This is a genomic window from Bradyrhizobium sp. DOA9 (assembly GCF_000617845.2).
In the GTDB taxonomy this organism is placed as follows: domain Bacteria; phylum Pseudomonadota; class Alphaproteobacteria; order Rhizobiales; family Xanthobacteraceae; genus Bradyrhizobium.
The window spans coordinates 156022-173040 of record NZ_DF820425.1 but is presented as its reverse complement, the minus strand read 5'-3'; the positions used below and the strand labels follow the sequence as shown (position 1 = coordinate 173040).

The 17019-nt window shown below is 65.4% G+C and carries 17 protein-coding genes; 7 read left to right on the top strand and 10 right to left on the bottom strand.

The annotated features are described in order from the left end of the window. Position 1: 1 nt before the first annotated feature. From BDOA9_RS00745 to ctrA, 3 genes are all read right to left on the bottom strand, one after another. Positions 2-385 (bottom strand): hypothetical protein, encoded by a 384-nt coding sequence (locus tag BDOA9_RS00745; RefSeq protein ID WP_025032038.1) that lies wholly within the window; start codon positions 383-385, stop codon positions 2-4. Between the two features lie 17 nt (positions 386-402). Continuing rightward, positions 403-807: a DUF350 domain-containing protein gene (locus tag BDOA9_RS00740; protein WP_025032037.1), complete on the bottom strand. Its 405-nt coding sequence runs from the start codon at positions 805-807 to the stop codon at positions 403-405. A gap of 164 nt (positions 808-971) precedes the next feature. After that, on the bottom strand, positions 972-1673 hold the full coding sequence (ctrA, locus tag BDOA9_RS00735) for a response regulator transcription factor CtrA (RefSeq protein ID WP_016848562.1): 702 nt from the start codon (positions 1671-1673) through the stop codon (positions 972-974). A 401-nt stretch (positions 1674-2074) separates the two neighbouring features. On the opposite strand from ctrA, the gene fliI reads away from it, so the two are divergent. The 6 genes from fliI (at position 2075) to BDOA9_RS00705 (ending at position 8404) form a co-directional block, all read left to right on the top strand. Continuing rightward, entirely contained in the window at positions 2075-3400 is a 1326-nt protein-coding gene (fliI, locus tag BDOA9_RS00730) for a flagellar protein export ATPase FliI (protein WP_025032036.1), read from the top strand. 121 nt (positions 3401-3521) lie between these two features. Beyond that, entirely contained in the window at positions 3522-3941 is a 420-nt protein-coding gene (gene fliJ, locus BDOA9_RS00725; protein ID WP_025032035.1) for a flagellar export protein FliJ, read from the top strand. Positions 3942-4257: 316 nt separating this feature from the next. Next, positions 4258-4803 (top strand): sigma-70 family RNA polymerase sigma factor, encoded by a 546-nt coding sequence (locus tag BDOA9_RS00720; protein WP_025032034.1) that lies wholly within the window; start codon positions 4258-4260, stop codon positions 4801-4803. A 37-nt stretch (positions 4804-4840) separates the two neighbouring features. Then, positions 4841-5884 carry an anti-sigma factor gene (locus tag BDOA9_RS00715; RefSeq protein ID WP_025032033.1) on the top strand — a complete coding sequence of 348 codons (1044 nt, stop codon included), beginning with the start codon at positions 4841-4843 and terminating at the stop codon, positions 5882-5884. Positions 5885-6034: 150 nt separating this feature from the next. After that, positions 6035-6994, top strand: coding sequence for a helix-turn-helix transcriptional regulator (locus BDOA9_RS00710; RefSeq protein ID WP_025032032.1), 960 nt, complete (start codon positions 6035-6037; stop codon positions 6992-6994). A gap of 183 nt (positions 6995-7177) precedes the next feature. Continuing rightward, positions 7178-8404 carry an NAD(P)/FAD-dependent oxidoreductase gene (locus BDOA9_RS00705; RefSeq protein WP_025032031.1) on the top strand — a complete coding sequence of 409 codons (1227 nt, stop codon included), beginning with the start codon at positions 7178-7180 and terminating at the stop codon, positions 8402-8404. A 116-nt stretch (positions 8405-8520) separates the two neighbouring features. Here BDOA9_RS00705 and BDOA9_RS00700 read toward each other — a convergent pair whose 3' ends face one another. Further along, positions 8521-9153 carry a TetR/AcrR family transcriptional regulator gene (locus tag BDOA9_RS00700; protein ID WP_025032030.1) on the bottom strand — a complete coding sequence of 211 codons (633 nt, stop codon included), beginning with the start codon at positions 9151-9153 and terminating at the stop codon, positions 8521-8523. Positions 9154-9268: 115 nt separating this feature from the next. On the opposite strand from BDOA9_RS00700, the gene BDOA9_RS00695 reads away from it, so the two are divergent. Next, positions 9269-10270, top strand: coding sequence for an NAD-dependent epimerase/dehydratase family protein (locus tag BDOA9_RS00695; protein WP_042335363.1), 1002 nt, complete (start codon positions 9269-9271; stop codon positions 10268-10270). A 151-nt stretch (positions 10271-10421) separates the two neighbouring features. On the opposite strand, the gene BDOA9_RS00690 is transcribed toward BDOA9_RS00695, so the two are convergent. The 6 genes from BDOA9_RS00690 to BDOA9_RS00660 form a co-directional block, all read right to left on the bottom strand. Continuing rightward, entirely contained in the window at positions 10422-10622 is a 201-nt protein-coding gene (locus BDOA9_RS00690) for a hypothetical protein (RefSeq protein ID WP_025032028.1), read from the bottom strand. Between the two features lie 294 nt (positions 10623-10916). Then, positions 10917-13058: a flagellar biosynthesis protein FlhA gene (gene flhA, locus BDOA9_RS00685; RefSeq protein ID WP_025032027.1), complete on the bottom strand. Its 2142-nt coding sequence runs from the start codon at positions 13056-13058 to the stop codon at positions 10917-10919. Positions 13059-13429: 371 nt separating this feature from the next. Then, a complete protein-coding gene (locus tag BDOA9_RS00675) occupies positions 13430-13732 on the bottom strand; it encodes a copper-binding protein (RefSeq protein ID WP_025032025.1) in 303 nt (100 codons plus the stop codon). A gap of 17 nt (positions 13733-13749) precedes the next feature. Beyond that, positions 13750-14205 (bottom strand): cupredoxin domain-containing protein, encoded by a 456-nt coding sequence (locus BDOA9_RS00670; RefSeq protein WP_025032024.1) that lies wholly within the window; start codon positions 14203-14205, stop codon positions 13750-13752. Positions 14206-14237: 32 nt separating this feature from the next. After that, positions 14238-15572: a multicopper oxidase family protein gene (locus tag BDOA9_RS00665; protein WP_025032023.1), complete on the bottom strand. Its 1335-nt coding sequence runs from the start codon at positions 15570-15572 to the stop codon at positions 14238-14240. 14 nt (positions 15573-15586) lie between these two features. Then, a complete protein-coding gene (locus BDOA9_RS00660) occupies positions 15587-17014 on the bottom strand; it encodes a TolC family protein (RefSeq protein WP_025032022.1) in 1428 nt (475 codons plus the stop codon). Positions 17015-17019 lie beyond the last annotated feature (5 nt).

The following is a 17019-nucleotide window of genomic DNA, read 5'->3' as shown; positions in this document are numbered from 1 at the left end:
GTCAGCCGCCGCCGGAGAAGCCGTGACCGAACGAGCCGAAGCCGCCACGGCTCACGCTGCTGTGGCCGGAATCCGACGATGGGCCCGACGAGGAATGGCTCGAGGAATCGCCGCTGAAGAAGCTCGACCGCGACGACCAGCGCGAGCTGCTGCCGCCCGACGAACTGCTGCTGCTGGTGCAGGTCGTGGTCGTCTGTCCGGGCACGGCGCCGGGAGAGGGCTCGCAATTCTGCCGCGGCATCAAGGTGTAGGCGGTGGTGCCGACGGCGATCGTGCCCATCACCAGCAGCGCGACGTGGCCGGAGCGCTTCACCGGCGGGCGCGGCGGCGGCTCGGCCACCGGCCGGCGCTTGCCGAACTCCTTTTTGGCGGGTTTGTCGGCCATATCACTTCGCTATCATGTCAGTAGATCATGCTGGCCGCGTTGAGCAGCCCCGCGGCGAGCGAGGCCAGGCCGAGCCAGATCGCGGGGGCAAGCTCGCCGGCATCGATGCGCTTCGAGAGGTTCGGCACCGGGACCTTGACGAGAAAGAACACGATGACCTGCACGATCAGCGCGATCGTGGCCCAGATCAGGCAGTCCAGCACGTTGGCCGAATGCGCGATGGCGCTGACCAGCGGCGCCACGAAGCCGAGCAGGCTGAGCCCGAGCGCGATCGCCGCGGCCGGCTGGTTGTCGCGAATGAGCTGGAATTCGTTATGCGCCGTGATGCGGGTGTAGACGAACAGATAGGCCACGATCGCGATCAGCCCGGTGCAGAAATAGACCAGGAAGGCGGGCAGGCCGGCCAGTGATTGCAGGATCATCGTTCCCCCATCGTGCAGCGACCATTCGTCGGCAGGGGAAGGCTAGTGGTTCAAACGTTAAGTTTCGGATGAAGCTTCCCCAAAAACGAAAACCCCGCCATTTGCGGCGGGGTCCAGGCTGGGAGGAGCGAGCTTGACTGGGCTCGCGACGTAAAACCCAGGGATCAGGCGGGGATGCGCTCGTCGGCCTCGTGCGGCTCGCGCAGCACGTAGCCGCGGCCCCAGACTGTCTCGATGAAGTTACGGCCTTCGGAGGCGTTGGCGAGCTTCTTGCGGAGCTTGCAGATGAAGACGTCGATGATCTTCAGCTCGGGCTCGTCCATGCCGCCATAGAGATGGTTGAGGAACATTTCCTTGGTGAGGGTCGTGCCCTTGCGGAGCGAAAGCAGCTCCAGCATCTGGTATTCCTTGCCGGTCAGATGCACGCGCTGGCCGCCGACTTCCACCGTCTTGGTGTCGAGGTTGACGACGAGGTCGCCGGTCTGGATGACCGACTGGGCATGGCCCTTGGAGCGGCGCACGATGGCGTGGATGCGGGCCACCAGCTCGTCCTTGTGGAAGGGCTTGGTCATGTAGTCGTCGGCTCCGACGCCGAGACCCTTGACCTTGTCCTCGATGCCGGCGAGGCCGGAGAGGATCAGAATCGGTGTCTTGATCTTGGAGACCCGGAGCTGCTTGAGCACGTCGTAGCCGGACATGTCGGGCAGATTGAGGTCGAGAAGAATAATGTCGTAATCGTATAGTTTTCCGAGATCGACGCCTTCTTCCCCCAAATCGGTCGTGTAGACGTTGAAGCTCTCCGACTTCAGCATCAGCTCGATCGACTGCGCGACGGCGCTGTCATCTTCAATCAGCAAAACGCGCATGCCAGTTCCCCATAGTCGCCGCTCCTGGGCGTCAGGTCGGCCGCATTCGCGGCACTCAACAAAACGCCTTTGAACAACTGATTCGGATCCTGACAACAGATGGTTAACAAACTCTGATTCTGGAACGCAAGTCCCCCGGGTGCAATTTTTGTCGAATCGCCCTAAGGTCTTGCGCGTGAAGCAGCTTTCGTCACCCAGCTCCGTTCAAGTTCCACTTTAAGAGACGGCACTAACCGACTCCCGCGACTCAGCCTTCTTCTGAAGGGGAGCCACGCTCAGTCTCAAAGACAGTGACGCAATGATTAATGATGCGGGTAAACACGAAGTTAAGCGCCGTTCAGAAATATGGCGAAACTTAAGGTTTTCACCGTGATGTCCCGGATGACGAAGGCAGCCCCCTTATGAAGGCTCTTGCCGAACAGATTGGCGACATCGACGGCATCAACATCTATGGCCGCGTCGTCGGCGTTCGCGGTCTGATGGTCGAGGTGGCCGGTCCGATTCACGCGATGTCGGTCGGTGCGCGGCTCGTGATCGAGACCGGCGCCAACCGCACCATTCCGTGCGAAGTGATCGGCTTCTCCGGCAACAATGCGGTGGTGATGCCGTTCGCCGGCCTCGAGGGCGTACGCCGCGGCTGCAAGGCGGTGATCGCCAATGCCGCCAATCAGGTGCGGCCATCCGCGGCCTGGCTCGGCCGCGTCGTCAATGCGCTGGGCGAGCCGATCGACGGCAAGGGACCGCTGCCGCAAGGCGCCTCGCCGATGCCGTTCCGCAATACGCCGCCGCCCGCCCATTCGCGCAAGCGCGTCGGCAGCCCGCTCGATCTCGGCGTGCGCGCCATGAACACCTTCCTCACCTGCTGCCGCGGTCAGCGCATGGGCATCTTCGCAGGCTCCGGCGTCGGCAAGTCGGTGCTGCTGTCGATGCTGGCGCGCAACGTCGATGCCGACGTCAGCGTCATCGGGCTGATCGGCGAACGCGGCCGCGAGGTGCAGGAGTTCCTGCAGGACGATCTCGGCGAGGAGGGCCTTGCGCGCTCGGTCGTGGTGGTCGCGACCTCCGACGAGCCGGCGCTGATGCGCCGCCAGGCGGCGTACCTCACGCTCGCGGTCGCCGAATATTTTCGCGACGAGGACAAGGACGTGCTCTGCCTGATGGACTCGGTGACGCGCTTTGCCATGGCCCAGCGCGAGATCGGCCTGTCCGCCGGCGAGCCGCCCACCGCCAAGGGCTATACGCCGACGGTCTTCACCGAGTTGCCGAAGCTGCTGGAGCGTGCCGGGCCGGGATTGGGCGAGGGCGCCATCACCGCGATCTTCACGGTTCTGGTCGACGGCGACGACCATAACGAGCCGATCGCCGATGCCGTCCGCGGCATCCTCGACGGCCACATCGTGATGCAGCGCTCGATCGCCGAGCGCGGCCGCTACCCCGCGATCAACATCCTCAAATCGGTCTCGCGGACGATGCCGAAATCGGCCGATCCGCAGTTCTGGCCGGTGATCCAGAAGGCGCGCCAGGTGATGGCGACCTATGCCGACATGGAGGAATTGATCCGTCTCGGCGCCTACCGCGCCGGCTCCAGCCCCGAGGTCGACGAGGCGATCAGCCTGAACGAGCCGCTGGAAGCCTTCCTGCGCCAGCGCAAGGACGAAAAGGCATCGCTCGCGGAGGGCTATCGCCAATTGGCGCAAATCCTCGGCAATTTGGAAACGGAACGCTAACTTTGTCCCGTCATCATCCGATCCCACAGAGTAGCAGAGCCGGTCTGGGCCCCCTTCGGGCCCGTGGGGTGACCGGTATCGTCCCACGTGCAGCGGGGGGACTTCTGGGGAGTACGAGTCGATGAAGTCACGAGATACCCTCATCCGCCTGAAGAAATTCCAGGTCGACGAGAAGCGCCGCCGGGTCACCCAGATCGAGACCATGATCGCCGACTTCCAGCGCATGTCGGTCGATCTCGAACGCGAGATCCAGACCGAGCAGGAACGCGCCGGGATCAACGATCCCTCGCACTTCGCCTACCCGACCTACGCCAAGGCCGCGATCCAGCGCCGCGAGAATCTGACCCGCTCGGCCGACGAGCTCAAGGGCCAGCTCGAGGAAGCCAAGGCCGCACTGGCCGAGGCCTTCGAGGAGCTGAAGAAGGTCGAGCTGCTCGACGAGCGCGACCAGGCCCGCGAGCGCGCCGAGGAGAACGCCCGCGAGCAGGCCGACCTCGACAGCATCGGCCTGATGCGCGCCCGCATCGGCGCCGTCGCCTGAACCGCTAGCGCCAGACCATCCAGGAAATTCCAGAACCCGGACCCGCAAGGTCCGGGTTTTCGCATGGGCTGTCCACAGCGTGGCGCCGCGCCCCTTGGTGGTCGGCTTGGCCGCGCGCTATGGTGGCGGGAATGAATGCTGTGCCAGCGACGGCGGTGCCCACCTCTCCCTTGGGAGAGGTCGGCGCGGAGCGCCGGGTGAGGGGTGACGGTCTTCCGTTGGCCCTGCGCCCCCTCACCCGATTTGCTGCGCAAATCGACCTCTCCCCGTCGGGGAGAGGTGAAGGCAAGCGACGGGCCGCGTTTCAGGGGGCTGAATGCTGACGCCAGCAGAGCTGGTCGGGTTGATCGAGGCGGTGGCAAAGGGCGATCAGGCCGCGTTCGAGCGCCTCTACGCCGCCACGCGCGCGAAACTCTATGGCGTCGTGCTCCGTATCTTGCGCAGGCAGGATCTCGCGGAGGAGGTCATTCAGGAGACTTACGTCAAGATCTGGAACAGCGCCGGCCAGTTCAATCCGGCCCTGTCCTCGCCGATCACGTGGATGGCCTCGATCGCGCGCAACCGCGCGATCGACATCGTCCGCAAGAAGTCGGAAGCCTCTATCGAGGAAGAGCCTCAGGCGATGGAGGTGGCGGCCGAAAGTCCCGATCCGCTGGCGCGCCGCGAGATGACCGAGGAGCTGAAGCGGCTCCTGGAATGCATCGGCCGGCTCGAGCCGGACCGTCAGAGGCTCGTGCTGCTCGCCTATTACAACGGCTGGAGCCGCGAGCAATTGGCGGAGAAATTCGTCGCGCCCGTCAACACGGTGAAGACGTGGCTGCGGCGCAGCATGCTGGATATCCGGGAGTGCCTCGGACTGTGATCGCTTGGATGATGAGGGTGGTTCTGGACTGCAATTGATGGCCTATACGGAGGACCATATCGCGCTCGCCGCGGAATACGCGCTCGGTACGCTCGGTGCCGACGAGCGCGCGCAGGTCGAGACCATGATGGCGGTGGACGGAGCGTTCGCCGAGATCGTGCAGGCCTGGGCCTATCGGCTCGGCGTGCTCAACCAGATGGTCGGTTCGGTCGAGCCGCGTCCGATCGTGTGGGAGAACATCAGGGCGGAGATCGCGCGCACGGCCGCCGCGCAGGTCGAGCCGGCGAGCGCCGAGGCTTCGCCGCCGCCACCTGTGCCCGAGTCGTTCTCGCCGGAAGCCGCGGAGTCTCCGCCCGAGAGCTCGCCGCCGCCGGAGACGCTGCAGCCCGAAGCGGGCCCGATCGAGACGCCGCGTCCCGAGCCTGATGCACTTCCGGACGTCGCGCCGCAATTCATTCCGCAAGTTCATGCTCCCGATGCCAACGTCGTCCGCGCGCCGCAGGCGCCACTTGCCGACGACAGCAATGTGATCCGGCTCGAGGGCCGGGTGAAGCGCTGGCGCAACGTCGCATCCGCAATCGGCGCGCTCGCCGCTGCGCTGCTCGTGACGCTTTCGCTGCAGATCTTCCAGCCCGAGGCGCTGCCGGGCGCCTTGCGTCCCGCGCCGCGCATCCAGACGGTCGAGGTAAAGACGCCGGCCGCGCCGCTCGCCGCCTCCGCGCAATATGTCGCGCTGCTGCAGGGCCAGGGCGGCGGCCCCGCCTTCATCATGACCATCGACGGCGCGACGCGGAATTTCACCGTGCGCAAGGTCGGCGCGACACCGGAGCCCGGCAAGAGTTTTGAGCTCTGGCTGATCTCGGACAAGCTTCCGCGCCCGCGCTCGCTCGGCGTGATCGGCGCCGGCGATTTCACCGCGCGTCCGCTGCTCGCCTCCTACGATGCCGAGGTCGTCAATGGCGCGACCTACGCCGTCACCGTCGAGCCGGCCGGCGGCTCGCCGAACGGCCAGCCGACCTCCGCCCCGGTGTTTTCCGGCAAGCTGATCGAGACCGTGCCGCCGGCGCCCGCGCAAAAATAGCTGCCCCGGCCACTGTCGCCACCGTCCATCCTGCCGTCGTATCCCGACAAGTGCTCTGGAATCCGACCCCGATTTGAACCTCCGCCCGGTCCACGGCGTCAAATCCCCGGAATTTGCACGCGGTGATGCCGGAAAGGGCGAGAAAATCAGATGGATGCAGCGAGAACGCCGGGCATCTTCGTTCACCAATATACCGGCCTGCCGCACGGTGCGGCCTTCGAGCATTGGCGCGAGCGGGCCATCGGGGCTTGCGGCCTCGATATCGGGCCGAGCCAGGGCGACAGCATTGATTGCCGGCTGCAGATCAGCGTCTTGGACAACATCACGCTCGCCATTCCGGAAGGCGGCTCGGCGCAATATTCGCGGACGCAGAGTCACCTCGCCGACGGCAGCGACGATCTCGTGCTGATCTCGGCCCATGCGGGGCTCGTCCGCGTCGCCCAGAACGGCCACACCGTCGACCTCGCGCCCGCCCAGATGGTGCTGGTCGACATGAGCGTGACCGGGAGCGTCGGCCACACCGAGGTAGACCGCTTCACCACCATTCGCATGCCGCGCCGTGCGCTGCTCGACATCTCTCCGCGCGCCGAGGACAAGCTCTCGCAGGTGCTCGCCGACGGTGCCGTCGCCGAGACCATCTTCCGCTATCACGCACTCGCCGCCAACCACGCCCCGCATCTCGACGCGGTCGGGCAGCGCCTGACCGCGCAGCACATGGTCGACCTCGTCGGCCTCCTGCTCGGCACCGATGCCGAGCACGCAAGCCGCGCCCGCGGGCGGGGACAGGCGGCGGCCCGCCTCGATCTCATGCGCGCCGACGTGATGGCCGCGCTCGGCCGCAACGATCTCTGCCTCGCCGAAGTTGCCACGCGCTCTGGCCTCAGCCCGCGCCAGGCCCAGCGCCTGTTCGAGCAGGCCGGCACGACCTTCACCGAATTCGTGCTGGAGCAGCGCCTGCTCCATGCGCGAAAACTGCTCGGCGATCCCCGCGCCAGGATGCGCAAGATCAGCGACATCGCGCATTCCTCCGGCTTCTCCGATCTGTCCTATTTCAACCGCGCCTTCCGCAAGCGTTTTGGTGCGACGCCCTCGGAGCTGCGCGAGGGGTAAGTCGCTGGTTCGTAGTTTGTAGGATGGGTAGAGCGAAGCGAAACCCATCGTCTTGTGCAGCTGAAACGATGGGTATCGCTTCGCCCCACCCATCCTACGGCCGCATTTGTTCGCCGCCCGCTGTTGAGCTAATCTGACGCTGCGGGCAGGCCGCAAGTATTCTCTGGAGAGTGCGTGGCGGAGATGGCGCGTATCGTCGTGCTGGGCGCCGGGTTTGCGGGCTTGTGGGCGGCCATCGGCGCTGCGCGCAAGCGCGAGGAGATCGGCGCGAGCGACCGCGACATCGAGATCCGTCTCGTCGACCGCAACCCCTATCACAATATCCGCGTGCGCAATTACGAGGCGGATCTCGCCGAGGTCGCGCTTCCGCTTGCGCAGTTGCTCGATCCGATCGGTGTCAGCCACGGCGTCGGCGAGGTCGAGGCCATCGATCCGGCCCGGCACGAAATCTCACTGGTTACCAGCGCCGGCGCGGAGACGCTGCCCTATGACCGCCTCGTGCTCGCGCTCGGCAGCGAATTGATGCGCCCCAACATTCCCGGCCTTGCCGCGCACGGCTTCGACGTCGACACCTATGCCGCGGCGCTTCGTCTCGAAGATCATCTGGCTTCGCTCGCACGCAGCGCGCCGTCACCGGGGCATTCAACCGTGATCGTGGTCGGCGCCGGCTTCACCGGCATCGAAGTCGCAGCCGAGATGCCGGACCGGTTGGCGCGTGCGGGCATCACCGGCAGCCGCCGCATCATCCTGGTCGATCCCAATCCGAGCGTCGGTGCCAGCATCGGCGCGCTCGCGCGTCCAGTCATCGAGACGGCGCTGGCCTCGCTCGACGTCGAGACGCGGCCCGGCGTGCGGGTCGCCTCGATCGAGGCCGCGGGCCTGCGCCTGACCTCGGGCGAATTCATTCCGGCGCAGACGGTGATCTGGTGCGGAGGGATGCGTGCCAGCCCTTTGGCGGCGAGCTTTCCGGGCGGGCGCGATCGCCTCGGGCGTCTGCTGGTCGATCCCTTCATGCGCCTGGCCGATGTCGGCGGGGTGTTCGCGGCCGGCGACGTCGCCTCGAGCGTGGTCGACGGGCTGCATCCGACCGTGATGTCCTGCCAGTTCGCCCGCCCCATGGGCCGCTTCGCCGGCCACAACGCGGTCGCCGATCTCGTCGGCCTGCCGATGCTGCCGCTGCGGATCGACTGGTACGTGACGGTGCTCGACCTCGGCGCCTGGGGCGCGCTCTATACGGAAGGATGGGATCGTGAGGTGCGCACCACGGGTGCTGCGGCGAAGGCGACCAAGCAGACCATCAACCGCAAGCGGATCTATCCGCCGCTCTCGGGGCGCAAGGACGAGCTGTTCGCGGCGGCTGCGCCGACGGTGCAGGCGCCGCCGCCGACATACGGGGAGAGGCGGAATTGAGCTGAGCGGATCGGTGTCAGCCCTTCCGGAGGATGACATCCGACATGTTCGATCTGGAGCGAGGGCCTCGGCAAACACAGGCGATTCTTCACACGAGCCAACCGACCTCAAGACCTTCAATCAAGGCCGGCGCGGAAACCAGCGCAAAGCGTTCGTACGACATTGCGCGCCATTCTGTCGCTCGGGAGACCTGCGGCAGCAGCTGCTGCGACGTGGGCCGGGTGGACGAAAACGGTGACCGCATCCCGGACGACACCGGCTGCAGCATCGATATCGTCGACTTTTATCTCGCCGCGTCGTTTCGCGTCAGCAAGGATACGGGCGATCAGAGCCGTCATTCTTCGCGAATAGTCCGCGATGATCTCCGGCCTCTCCTCCACAATGCGACGGTACAGCCCATAAACTTCCGCATCCGCCGTGAAGCGCTCCCGCTTGCGTGCGTGCAACGCCAGGACCATGCCTTCCAATCGCTCGGCGAAAGGCCCTTCGGTTTCCGCGAAACGACGAGCCATCTCCTCCTCATCACGCATGGCTTCCAGGACGAGGGCGTCGAACAGCTCGGCCTTGGAGCGGAAATGCCGATAGATCGTCGTGTGCGAGGTGCCCATGGCGCGAGCGATATCGACAACGTTGGTCTTGGCTTCACCATGGCGACGCACCTGGGCGCGTGCCGCGTCGAGAATCTGGGCTCGAAGAGAATTTTCTTCGTCGGAAGAAGGGTTTGCGGGCGGCGGAGCCTTGGACTGCATAGTTCAGTGAATACCGGATCCACCCACATTATGCAAACGAACAAAATATGAAATATGTTCGTTGACTTTTGAACAAGCTGGCGTCAGGCTCGGACATCAACCCGAGAGGTCCGCCATGTCCGCGACTGCTACGTCACCCCGCCTCCACCGCATTGCGCTCGTGACCGGTGGCTCAGGCTTCGTCGGAAGTCACCTGATCGCGCGTCTTCTTGCCGAGGGTTGGGAGGTGCGTGCGCTGGCCCGAAGCGCGGGCAGCGCGGCAAAGGTGAAGCGTCTCGGAGCAAAGCCGGTCTCCGGCGAGCTCAACGACGAGCGATCGCTGCGACAAGCGATGGACGGGTGCGAGGTCATTTTCCACGTGGCCGCGCACTTCAAGCTTTGGGGTCAGCAGAAGGTCTTCAATGCGGTCAACGTCGAAGGCACGCGCGCCGTCGTCAACGCCGCAGCCGCGACGACCAGTGTGCGCCGCGTGGTCGCCGTGAGTGCTGCGGCCGTCGTCATGGGCGATCCCGAGCCAATGTTGAATGCCGACGAGAGTCTTCCTGTTCAAGCGCGCGCCTTCTCGCCTTACGGGTCATCGAAGGCCGAGGGAGAGCGCGTGTTGCTGGCGGCCAATGGCGCGCGACCAGGCCTGGAGACGATCGCATTGCGGCCACCATTCATCTGGGGCGGCGAGATGCCGACCCTTGATCACATGGTGCAAACGGTCAGCGCCGGACGGTGGCAATGGGTCTCCGGAGGCAAGCAGGCGATGTCGAGTTGTCACGTGGACAATCTGTGTCATGCGCTGCTTCTCGCCGCAGACGCGGGTCGGGGCGGCCAGGCGTATTTCGTCGCGGATGCCGAGCAGAGCACTTTGAAAAGCTTCATTTCTTCGCTGCTGGCAACGCGCAAGGTGACTGCACCGGACAAGGCGGTCCCGTTCAGGATGGCATGGACCATGGCTGGTGCAATGGGCTTGGCGTGGCGTCTACTGCGCCTGAAGGGCGAGCCGCCAATTACGCGGCAGATGCTGCGCCTGATCGGCCAGCCATTCACGATCAGCATCCGCAAGGCTCAAGCCGAGTTGGGATACACGCCGCAGGTGACCATGCAGGAAGGCCTGTCCGCGATGTAGCGGCTCGATGCACCCCAGACATGGGAAAGCGCCCGTGGGGGGCGGGCGCTTTCTGTAGTCGACTTGGGGTTGGGGTCGTCTACATATCCACGTGGCGACTTTGGGGGGCTGGTAAAGAGCCGCGTGAATTCACAAAACTCGTCAGATCTCCTTAGCGAACGAGGGAGGCGTTCGAACTGGTGACAACGACCGGCTTGCCGGCCTTGATGACGCGGGCCGTCTGGGTCAGGCCTTCATCCGAACCCGAGCGTGCCGTGAGGCCGAAGCCAGCCACCGCGATCCCTGCGACGAGGGCGACGACCACAATTTTCAAATGGGTCGCGCGATCTGCGCTGTAGATCGAGTGGTTCATGGAAGCCTCCTGCCGCCATCTACCCGAAGTAGTCGCCGGCCGTTTGAGGCAGGTTCATGCTTCCGGTGCCCAACAACGTAGTATTGGGCGGATTCGTTCCCAAGAGGCCATCACAAGAGCGTGATAGGACGTGAAAGGTCGCGATCAAAGGCGACCCCTGATCGTTCTTTTATATAATTATTTCAACGTCGTAATGTACCTCTTGCCGCCCTTTAGGGCTCTTGGTCGGCAAGGCGCCAGGAACTCAAAAACCATTTGCCTGTGACTGAAAAACACACGGCTTCTTAAGGCAAATCAGATGCTTCCGACCGTTTTCAGCCTCGCCCTGGGGTGGATTTCGGCCTGCGACAGCACGGTGGTCTGGGCCCGGAACCGTTCCACCAGGGACCGCACGAAGGGCCGGATGGAAGCGGAGGTGACCAGCACCGGCGCCTCGCCTTCGCGGGCGGCGCGCTCGAAGGCCTCGCGCACGGCCGTCATGAATTCCGACAGTTTCGAGGGCTGCATCGCAAGGCTGCGCTCCTCGCCCTGGCCGATGATGGATTCGGCAAAGGCCTGCTCCCATTTCGCCGACAGCGCGATCAGCGGCAGATAGCCGGCATAGGAGGTGTTCTGGGCGCAGATCTGCCGCGCCAGGCGGGCGCGGACGTGCTCGACCATGGTCGCGGGGTTGCGCGAGAAGGCGAGCGAATCCGCGATGCCTTCGAGGATGGTGGAGAGGTCGCGGATCGAGATGCGCTCGGCGAGCAAGAGCTGCAGCACGCGCTGGATGCCGGAGACCGTGACCTGGCCCGGGACGATGTCCTTGACCAGCTCACTCTGCTCCTTCGGCAGCTCCTTGAGCAGCTTCTGCACCTCGCCGTAGGACAACAGGTCCGACATGTTGGCCTTGAGCAGCTCGGTGAGATGGGTCGAGAGCACGGTCGCGGCATCGACGACGGTGTAGCCCTTGAGCGAGGCCTCCTCCTTGAGGCTGGCATCGACCCAGGTCGCGGGCAGGCCGAAGGTCGGCTCGGTGGTGTGGATGCCGGGCACCTGCACCTGGCTGCCGCCGGGGTCCATGACCATGAACTGGTTCGGCCAGATCTTGCCGGTGCCGGCGTCGACCTCCTTGATCTTGATGATGTAGGTGTTGGCCTCGAGCTGGACGTTGTCGAGGATGCGCACCGCCGGCATCACGAATCCCATCTCGATCGCGAGCGAACGGCGCAGCGCCTTGATCTGCTCGGTCAGGCGGTCGGTGCCGTCGGGGCCGTTGACCAGCGGTAGCAAGGCATAGCCGAGCTCGATCTTGAGGTCGTCGATCTTGAGCGCCGCCGAGATCGGCTCTTCGGTCGCGGCGGCGCCCGGCGCACCCGGCATTCCCGGAGCGGGCGCGGCTTGGGCGGCCGCTTCGGCCTTGGCCGTCACCCGGTTGCGGTTGCGGGCGTTCCAGGCCAGCGCGCCGGCGCCGGCGCCGAGCGCGAGGAAGGGGAGGGTCGGAATGCCCGGCAGCGCCGCCAGCACCAGCATGACGGCCGAGGACATCGCCAGCGCCTGCGGATAGCCGGAGAACTGCTTCATCAGCGCCTTGTCGGCGGCGCCGGAGACGCCGGCCTTGGAGACGAGCAGGCCGGCCGCGGTCGAGACGATCAGCGCCGGCACCTGGGTGACGAGGCCGTCGCCGACCGTCAGCAGCGTGTAGGTGCGGCCGGCGTCGGCGAAGGACATTCCCTGCTGCGCGACGCCGATGATCATGCCGCCGACGACATTGATGAAGACGACCAGGAGGCCGGCGATGGCATCGCCCCGGACGAACTTGGAGGCGCCGTCCATGGCGCCGAAAAAACCGCTCTCGTCCTCCAGCTCCTTGCGCCGCTCCTTGGCGACCTTCTCGTCGATCAGGCCGGCGGAGAGGTCGGCGTCGATCGCCATCTGCTTGCCGGGCATGGCGTCGAGGTGGAAGCGCGCGGCGACCTCGGCGATGCGGCCCGAACCCTTGGTGATGACGACGAAATTGACGATGATCAGGATCGCGAAGACGATGATGCCGATGACGAAATTGCCGCCCATCACGAAGTTGCCGAAGGCCTCGATGACGTGACCGGCGGCAGCCGTGCCCTCGTGCCCGTGCGTCAGGATCAGCCTGGTCGAGGCCATGTTGAGCGACAGGCGCAGCATGGTCGAGATCAGCAGGACGGTGGGGAAGGCGGAGAATTCCAGCGGCGCCTGGATGAACAGCGAGGTCATCAGGATCAGGATCGACAGCGTGATCGAGATCGCCAGGAACAGGTCCAGCACGATCGCCGGCAGCGGAAGGATCAGCACCACCAGGATGGTGAGGACGCCGAGCGCCAGCGCGATGTCGCCGCGCTTGAGGACGGTGACGATGTCGTTGAGGGAGGGGATGCCGGGCTTCGCGCCGCCTACGCCCTGTCCCGCGGTGACGTCGACCATGGTAGCTGCCTCCCCGCGCGACTGCCGTCCGCGCGCCCCAAACGTCTGCGCGGCGGCCGACGGGCCGCCGTTTCGAAAGTGAGGCACCGCACTGGCGTCCACGGGGTTCCTCCCGTTCTACGCGGCCGACGACACTCGACTTCACCCGGCAATTCTTGCCGGGTGTATGGTTAGCAAAGGGTTAACGGGGGGTGGGAAGGTGCGGGACAGGGTGTTTCGGAGCTGCCTGGCGGGGAGGAAGCCGTCATGCCCGGGCTTGTCCTGGCTTGTCCCGGGCATCCACGTTCTTGGTGCTTTGGGCAAGGCGTGGATGGCCGGGACAAGCCCGGCCATGACGGAGCTATCGGCGCAGTCCAAAGGCGAATTGTAAACTACTTCGCCTTCTGCATCTTCGTCACCGTGTAGCCCGACGACGCCTCCTCGGCCTCGAAGGTGATCTTGTCGCCGACCTTCACCTGCTTGAGCATGGCGGGATCCTTGACGCGATAGACCATGGTCATGGGGTCCTCCATGCCGAGGCTCTTGGCCGGTCCGTGCTTGAGCGTGATCTTGCCGGCGCCCTCGTCGATCTTCTTGACCTCGCCGCTGATCGCGGCGCCCTCGGCGGCGAGGGTCGCAGTCGCAAGGCCGATGGTCAGCGCCAGCGCCGAAGCGATACGGATGATGCGGTTCATGTGGATCTCCTGTCGCGTTACTTCACGGTGACCTGGCCGACCATGCCGTATTCGCGGTGGTCGGGAATGAGGCACGAATATTCGAAGGTGCCGGGCTTGCTGAACTTCCAGAGGATCTCGGCCGTCTTCTTCGGCGCAAGCCGCGCCGCATTGGGCTCGTCGTGCTCCATATGCGGGTGCTTCTTCATCTGATCCGCATGCGCGAGGTTTTCTTTGGTCGTGGCCAGCAGGAATTCGTGGTCCTCCTTGCCGACATTGCGCAGCACGAACCGAATCTGCTCGCCGCGCTTCACCTCGATTTTCGCGGGCGTGTAGTCCATCTCGCTCATCAGAATTTCGATGGTGCGCGCGGGCTTCTTGGGATCGCCGGGCTCGCCGGCCGAATAGTTTGCGTGCCCGTGCTTGTCGTGAGCAAAGGCCGGCGCGGTCGAAAGCGCGGCCAGCGCGAGGGCGAGCCTGATCGTGGTCTTCATCGTGGTCTCCGGTTGGTGGTTCATCGAAACGCTCACATCTTGTGCTTCATCGGCGGGCTGCCGGATTTCTGCCGCGCCGGCTCTTTGGCGGGTGCGGCCACCTCGTAGGCGACGGTGCCTTTCGGGAACTTGTACGGACCGGGATCGCGGTAATCGTCGCGCGCGAGGTCCTCGCGGATCTTCATCACGGTGAACATGCCGCCCATCTCGATCGGCCCGAACTGGCCGGTGCCGGTCATCATCGGCAGCGTGTTGTCGGGCGCGGGCATCTCCATGTTGCCCATCGCCATGCCGGTCGAGCCCATGGCCATGCCGTCGGGCGCGAGCTTGCCGACGGCCTTGGCGAGATCCTTGCGCGACACGCCGATCAGGTTGCGCACGTCGTGTCCCATCGAATTCATGGTGTGGTGCGACTTGTGGCAATGGAACGCCCAGTCGCCGGGATTGTCGGCGAGCACGTCGAACACGCGCACCGCGCCGACCGGAACGTCCGTCGTCGTCTCCGGATATTGCGCGCTCTCGGGAATCCAGCCGCCATCGGTGCAGGTCACCGCAAAACTGTGGCCATGCAAATGGATCGGATGGTTGGTCATGCTGAGATTGCCGATGCGCACGCGCACCTTGTCGCCGAGCCTGACCGGCAGCGGATCGATGCCGGGAAAGACCCGCGCGTTCCAGGTCCACATGTTGAAGTCCGTCATCTCGTTGACGTGCGGCAGATAGGTCCCGGGGTCGACGCGATAGGTGCTCATCACGAAGACGAAGTCGCGGTCGACGGCGCGGAAGCCCGGGTCGCGCGGGTGCACGACGAACATGCCCATCATGCCCATCGCCATCTGCACCATCTCGTCGGAATGCGGGTGGTACATGAAGGTTCCGCTCTTCTTCATCTCGAATTCGTAGACGAAGGTCTTGCCCGGCTCGATGTGCGGCTGGTTCAATCCGCCGACGCCGTCCATGCCGCTCGGGATGATCATGCCGTGCCAGTGCACCGTGGTGTATTCGGGCAAGCGGTTGGTGACGAAGATGCGCACCTTGTCGCCCTCGACGGCTTCGATGGTCGGGCCCGGCGATTGCCCGTTGTAGCCCCACAAATTCACCTTCATTCCTTCCGCGAACTCGCGCACCACCGGCTCGGCGACGAGATGGAATTCCTTCCAGTCGCCGTTCATGCGGAACGGCAGCGACCAGCCGTTCAGCGTGACCACGGGGCGATAGTCCGGGCCGCTGATGGGGTGCAGCGGCGGCTGCATCACCACCTTGTCCATGGTGGGTGCTTCCGGGATAGACGCGGCCTGGACGCGGCCTTGAATGGCCGATGCGCCGACAAGCGCGGCGGTGCCTAAAAATCCTCGGCGGGAAAACATCTCGGTCTCCGTCTTCAGTGGCCGCCGCCTTCGGCAGGAGCTGCCGCGGCGACGGTGGTTGGATTGTCGCCAACGGCGGCGGGCAGGCCGCCGCCATTGACGGCGGTCTGCAGATCGGCCTGGGCGAGGAAGAATCTCTGCCTGGCGTCGATCGCGCCGCGCAGCGCGGCGAGACGCTGTCGCGCTTCGGTGAGCAGCGCGAAGATGTCGACCTGCATGCTGGAGAAGCGCAGCTGCATCTCCTCGGTGATGATCTTTCGCAACGGGATGATCTCGCGCTGGTAGTGGCCGGCGATGTCGTAAGTGGAGCGATAGACGCGATAGGCGTCGCGCGCCTCGGACCGCACATTCACGGCCCGCTCGGTCAGGCGGTTGAAGGCGAGATTGTAGGTCTCCGCCGCCTGTCGCACGCGCACCTCGCCGCCGTCAAAGATCGGAATCTGGAACTGCAGGTCGAAGCCGCGCTCGCGGAACGGCGGCCCTTCCGGATCCTGGGTGCGACGGGAGATGCCGGAGATATCGAGCAGCGTCACGAAGCGCGTCGCCTCGGTGAGGTTCAGCGCCTTCGCCAGCGCGGCCAGCTCCAGCCGCGCGATCTGCAGGTCGATGCGATGCGCCACCGCATCGGCTTCGATCGTGGGGAGCGCCAGCGGCCGGCGCGGCAATGGCGGCAGTTGATTGGGCAGGCGGAAGTCGAGACCGTCGTCCCACAGCCCCATCTGGCGCGCCAGCTTTTCGCGCGCGCTTGCCGCCGCCTGTCGCGCGCTGGCGAGGTCGGCGGTGGTCTCGGCATAGAACACCTGCTCGCGGGCCTGGTCGAGCTTGTTGAGCGAGCCGGTCTCGCCGAGCTTGAGCGCGAGCTGTGCGGTCGATTCCGCCGTCGCCTTGGCGTCGGTCAACAGCCCCACCATCTCGTTTGCGGCGACCGCGCGGACATAGGCGCGGCGCACGTCCGAGGCGTGCCGCAGCGTCGCCAGCGCGGCGCGCAGCTGCGCTCCGCGGAAGCGTTCCCGGGCGATCTCGGACCGGAACGGCAGCGTGGCGAGCGCGAGGATGTCGCCGACCACCTGGCGCTCGATCTCGCTGGCGCCGTTGCCTGTGATGCGCGAGACCGCGAACACCGGATTGGGCGGCAGGCTCTGCTCGACCAGCTCGGTCTCGGCCAGCGCCAGCTCGTTGTAGGCGGCCTGCAGTCCCTTGTTGTTGAGCAGCGCGATCTGCACGGCGGCGTCGACGCTGAGCGTGCGCGAGAGCAGCTGCCGGACGCGGGAATCGACCGCGGCGGCACCCTCGGCCGAGCGCACGAAGGCGACGTCCTTGTTGATGGTCTGGCTCGTCAGATCCGAGACCGTCGTCATGCCGCTGTCGGGCGAGAACGCGGCGCAACCGGACATGCTGAGCGCTGCGATGACGAGCAGGCCTCGCGCAAGATGCTGTGACATGGCGC

What these genes read in the sequence shown, in the direction of transcription:
- BDOA9_RS00670 (WP_025032024.1), bottom strand. Translation starts at nt 14,205, where the DNA reads ATGAAGACCACGATCAGGCTCGCCCTCGCGCTGGCCGCGCTTTCGACC.
- BDOA9_RS00745 (WP_025032038.1), bottom strand. Translation starts at nt 385, where the DNA reads ATGGCCGACAAACCCGCCAAAAAGGAGTTCGGCAAGCGCCGGCCGGTG.
- BDOA9_RS00705 (WP_025032031.1), top strand. Translation starts at nt 7,178, where the DNA reads ATGGCGCGTATCGTCGTGCTGGGCGCCGGGTTTGCGGGCTTGTGGGCG.
- BDOA9_RS00665 (WP_025032023.1), bottom strand. Translation starts at nt 15,572, where the DNA reads ATGTTTTCCCGCCGAGGATTTTTAGGCACCGCCGCGCTTGTCGGCGCA.
- BDOA9_RS00660 (WP_025032022.1), bottom strand. Translation starts at nt 17,014, where the DNA reads ATGTCACAGCATCTTGCGCGAGGCCTGCTCGTCATCGCAGCGCTCAGC.
- BDOA9_RS00700 (WP_025032030.1), bottom strand. Translation starts at nt 9,153, where the DNA reads ATGCAGTCCAAGGCTCCGCCGCCCGCAAACCCTTCTTCCGACGAAGAA.
- BDOA9_RS00690 (WP_025032028.1), bottom strand. Translation starts at nt 10,622, where the DNA reads ATGAACCACTCGATCTACAGCGCAGATCGCGCGACCCATTTGAAAATT.
- BDOA9_RS00715 (WP_025032033.1), top strand. Translation starts at nt 4,841, where the DNA reads ATGGCCTATACGGAGGACCATATCGCGCTCGCCGCGGAATACGCGCTC.
- BDOA9_RS00675 (WP_025032025.1), bottom strand. Translation starts at nt 13,732, where the DNA reads ATGAACCGCATCATCCGTATCGCTTCGGCGCTGGCGCTGACCATCGGC.
- BDOA9_RS00695 (WP_042335363.1), top strand. Translation starts at nt 9,269, where the DNA reads ATGTCCGCGACTGCTACGTCACCCCGCCTCCACCGCATTGCGCTCGTG.
- BDOA9_RS00710 (WP_025032032.1), top strand. Translation starts at nt 6,035, where the DNA reads ATGGATGCAGCGAGAACGCCGGGCATCTTCGTTCACCAATATACCGGC.
- fliI (WP_025032036.1), top strand. Translation starts at nt 2,075, where the DNA reads ATGAAGGCTCTTGCCGAACAGATTGGCGACATCGACGGCATCAACATC.
- ctrA (WP_016848562.1), bottom strand. Translation starts at nt 1,673, where the DNA reads ATGCGCGTTTTGCTGATTGAAGATGACAGCGCCGTCGCGCAGTCGATC.
- fliJ (WP_025032035.1), top strand. Translation starts at nt 3,522, where the DNA reads ATGAAGTCACGAGATACCCTCATCCGCCTGAAGAAATTCCAGGTCGAC.
- flhA (WP_025032027.1), bottom strand. Translation starts at nt 13,058, where the DNA reads ATGGTCGACGTCACCGCGGGACAGGGCGTAGGCGGCGCGAAGCCCGGC.
- BDOA9_RS00720 (WP_025032034.1), top strand. Translation starts at nt 4,258, where the DNA reads ATGCTGACGCCAGCAGAGCTGGTCGGGTTGATCGAGGCGGTGGCAAAG.
- BDOA9_RS00740 (WP_025032037.1), bottom strand. Translation starts at nt 807, where the DNA reads ATGATCCTGCAATCACTGGCCGGCCTGCCCGCCTTCCTGGTCTATTTC.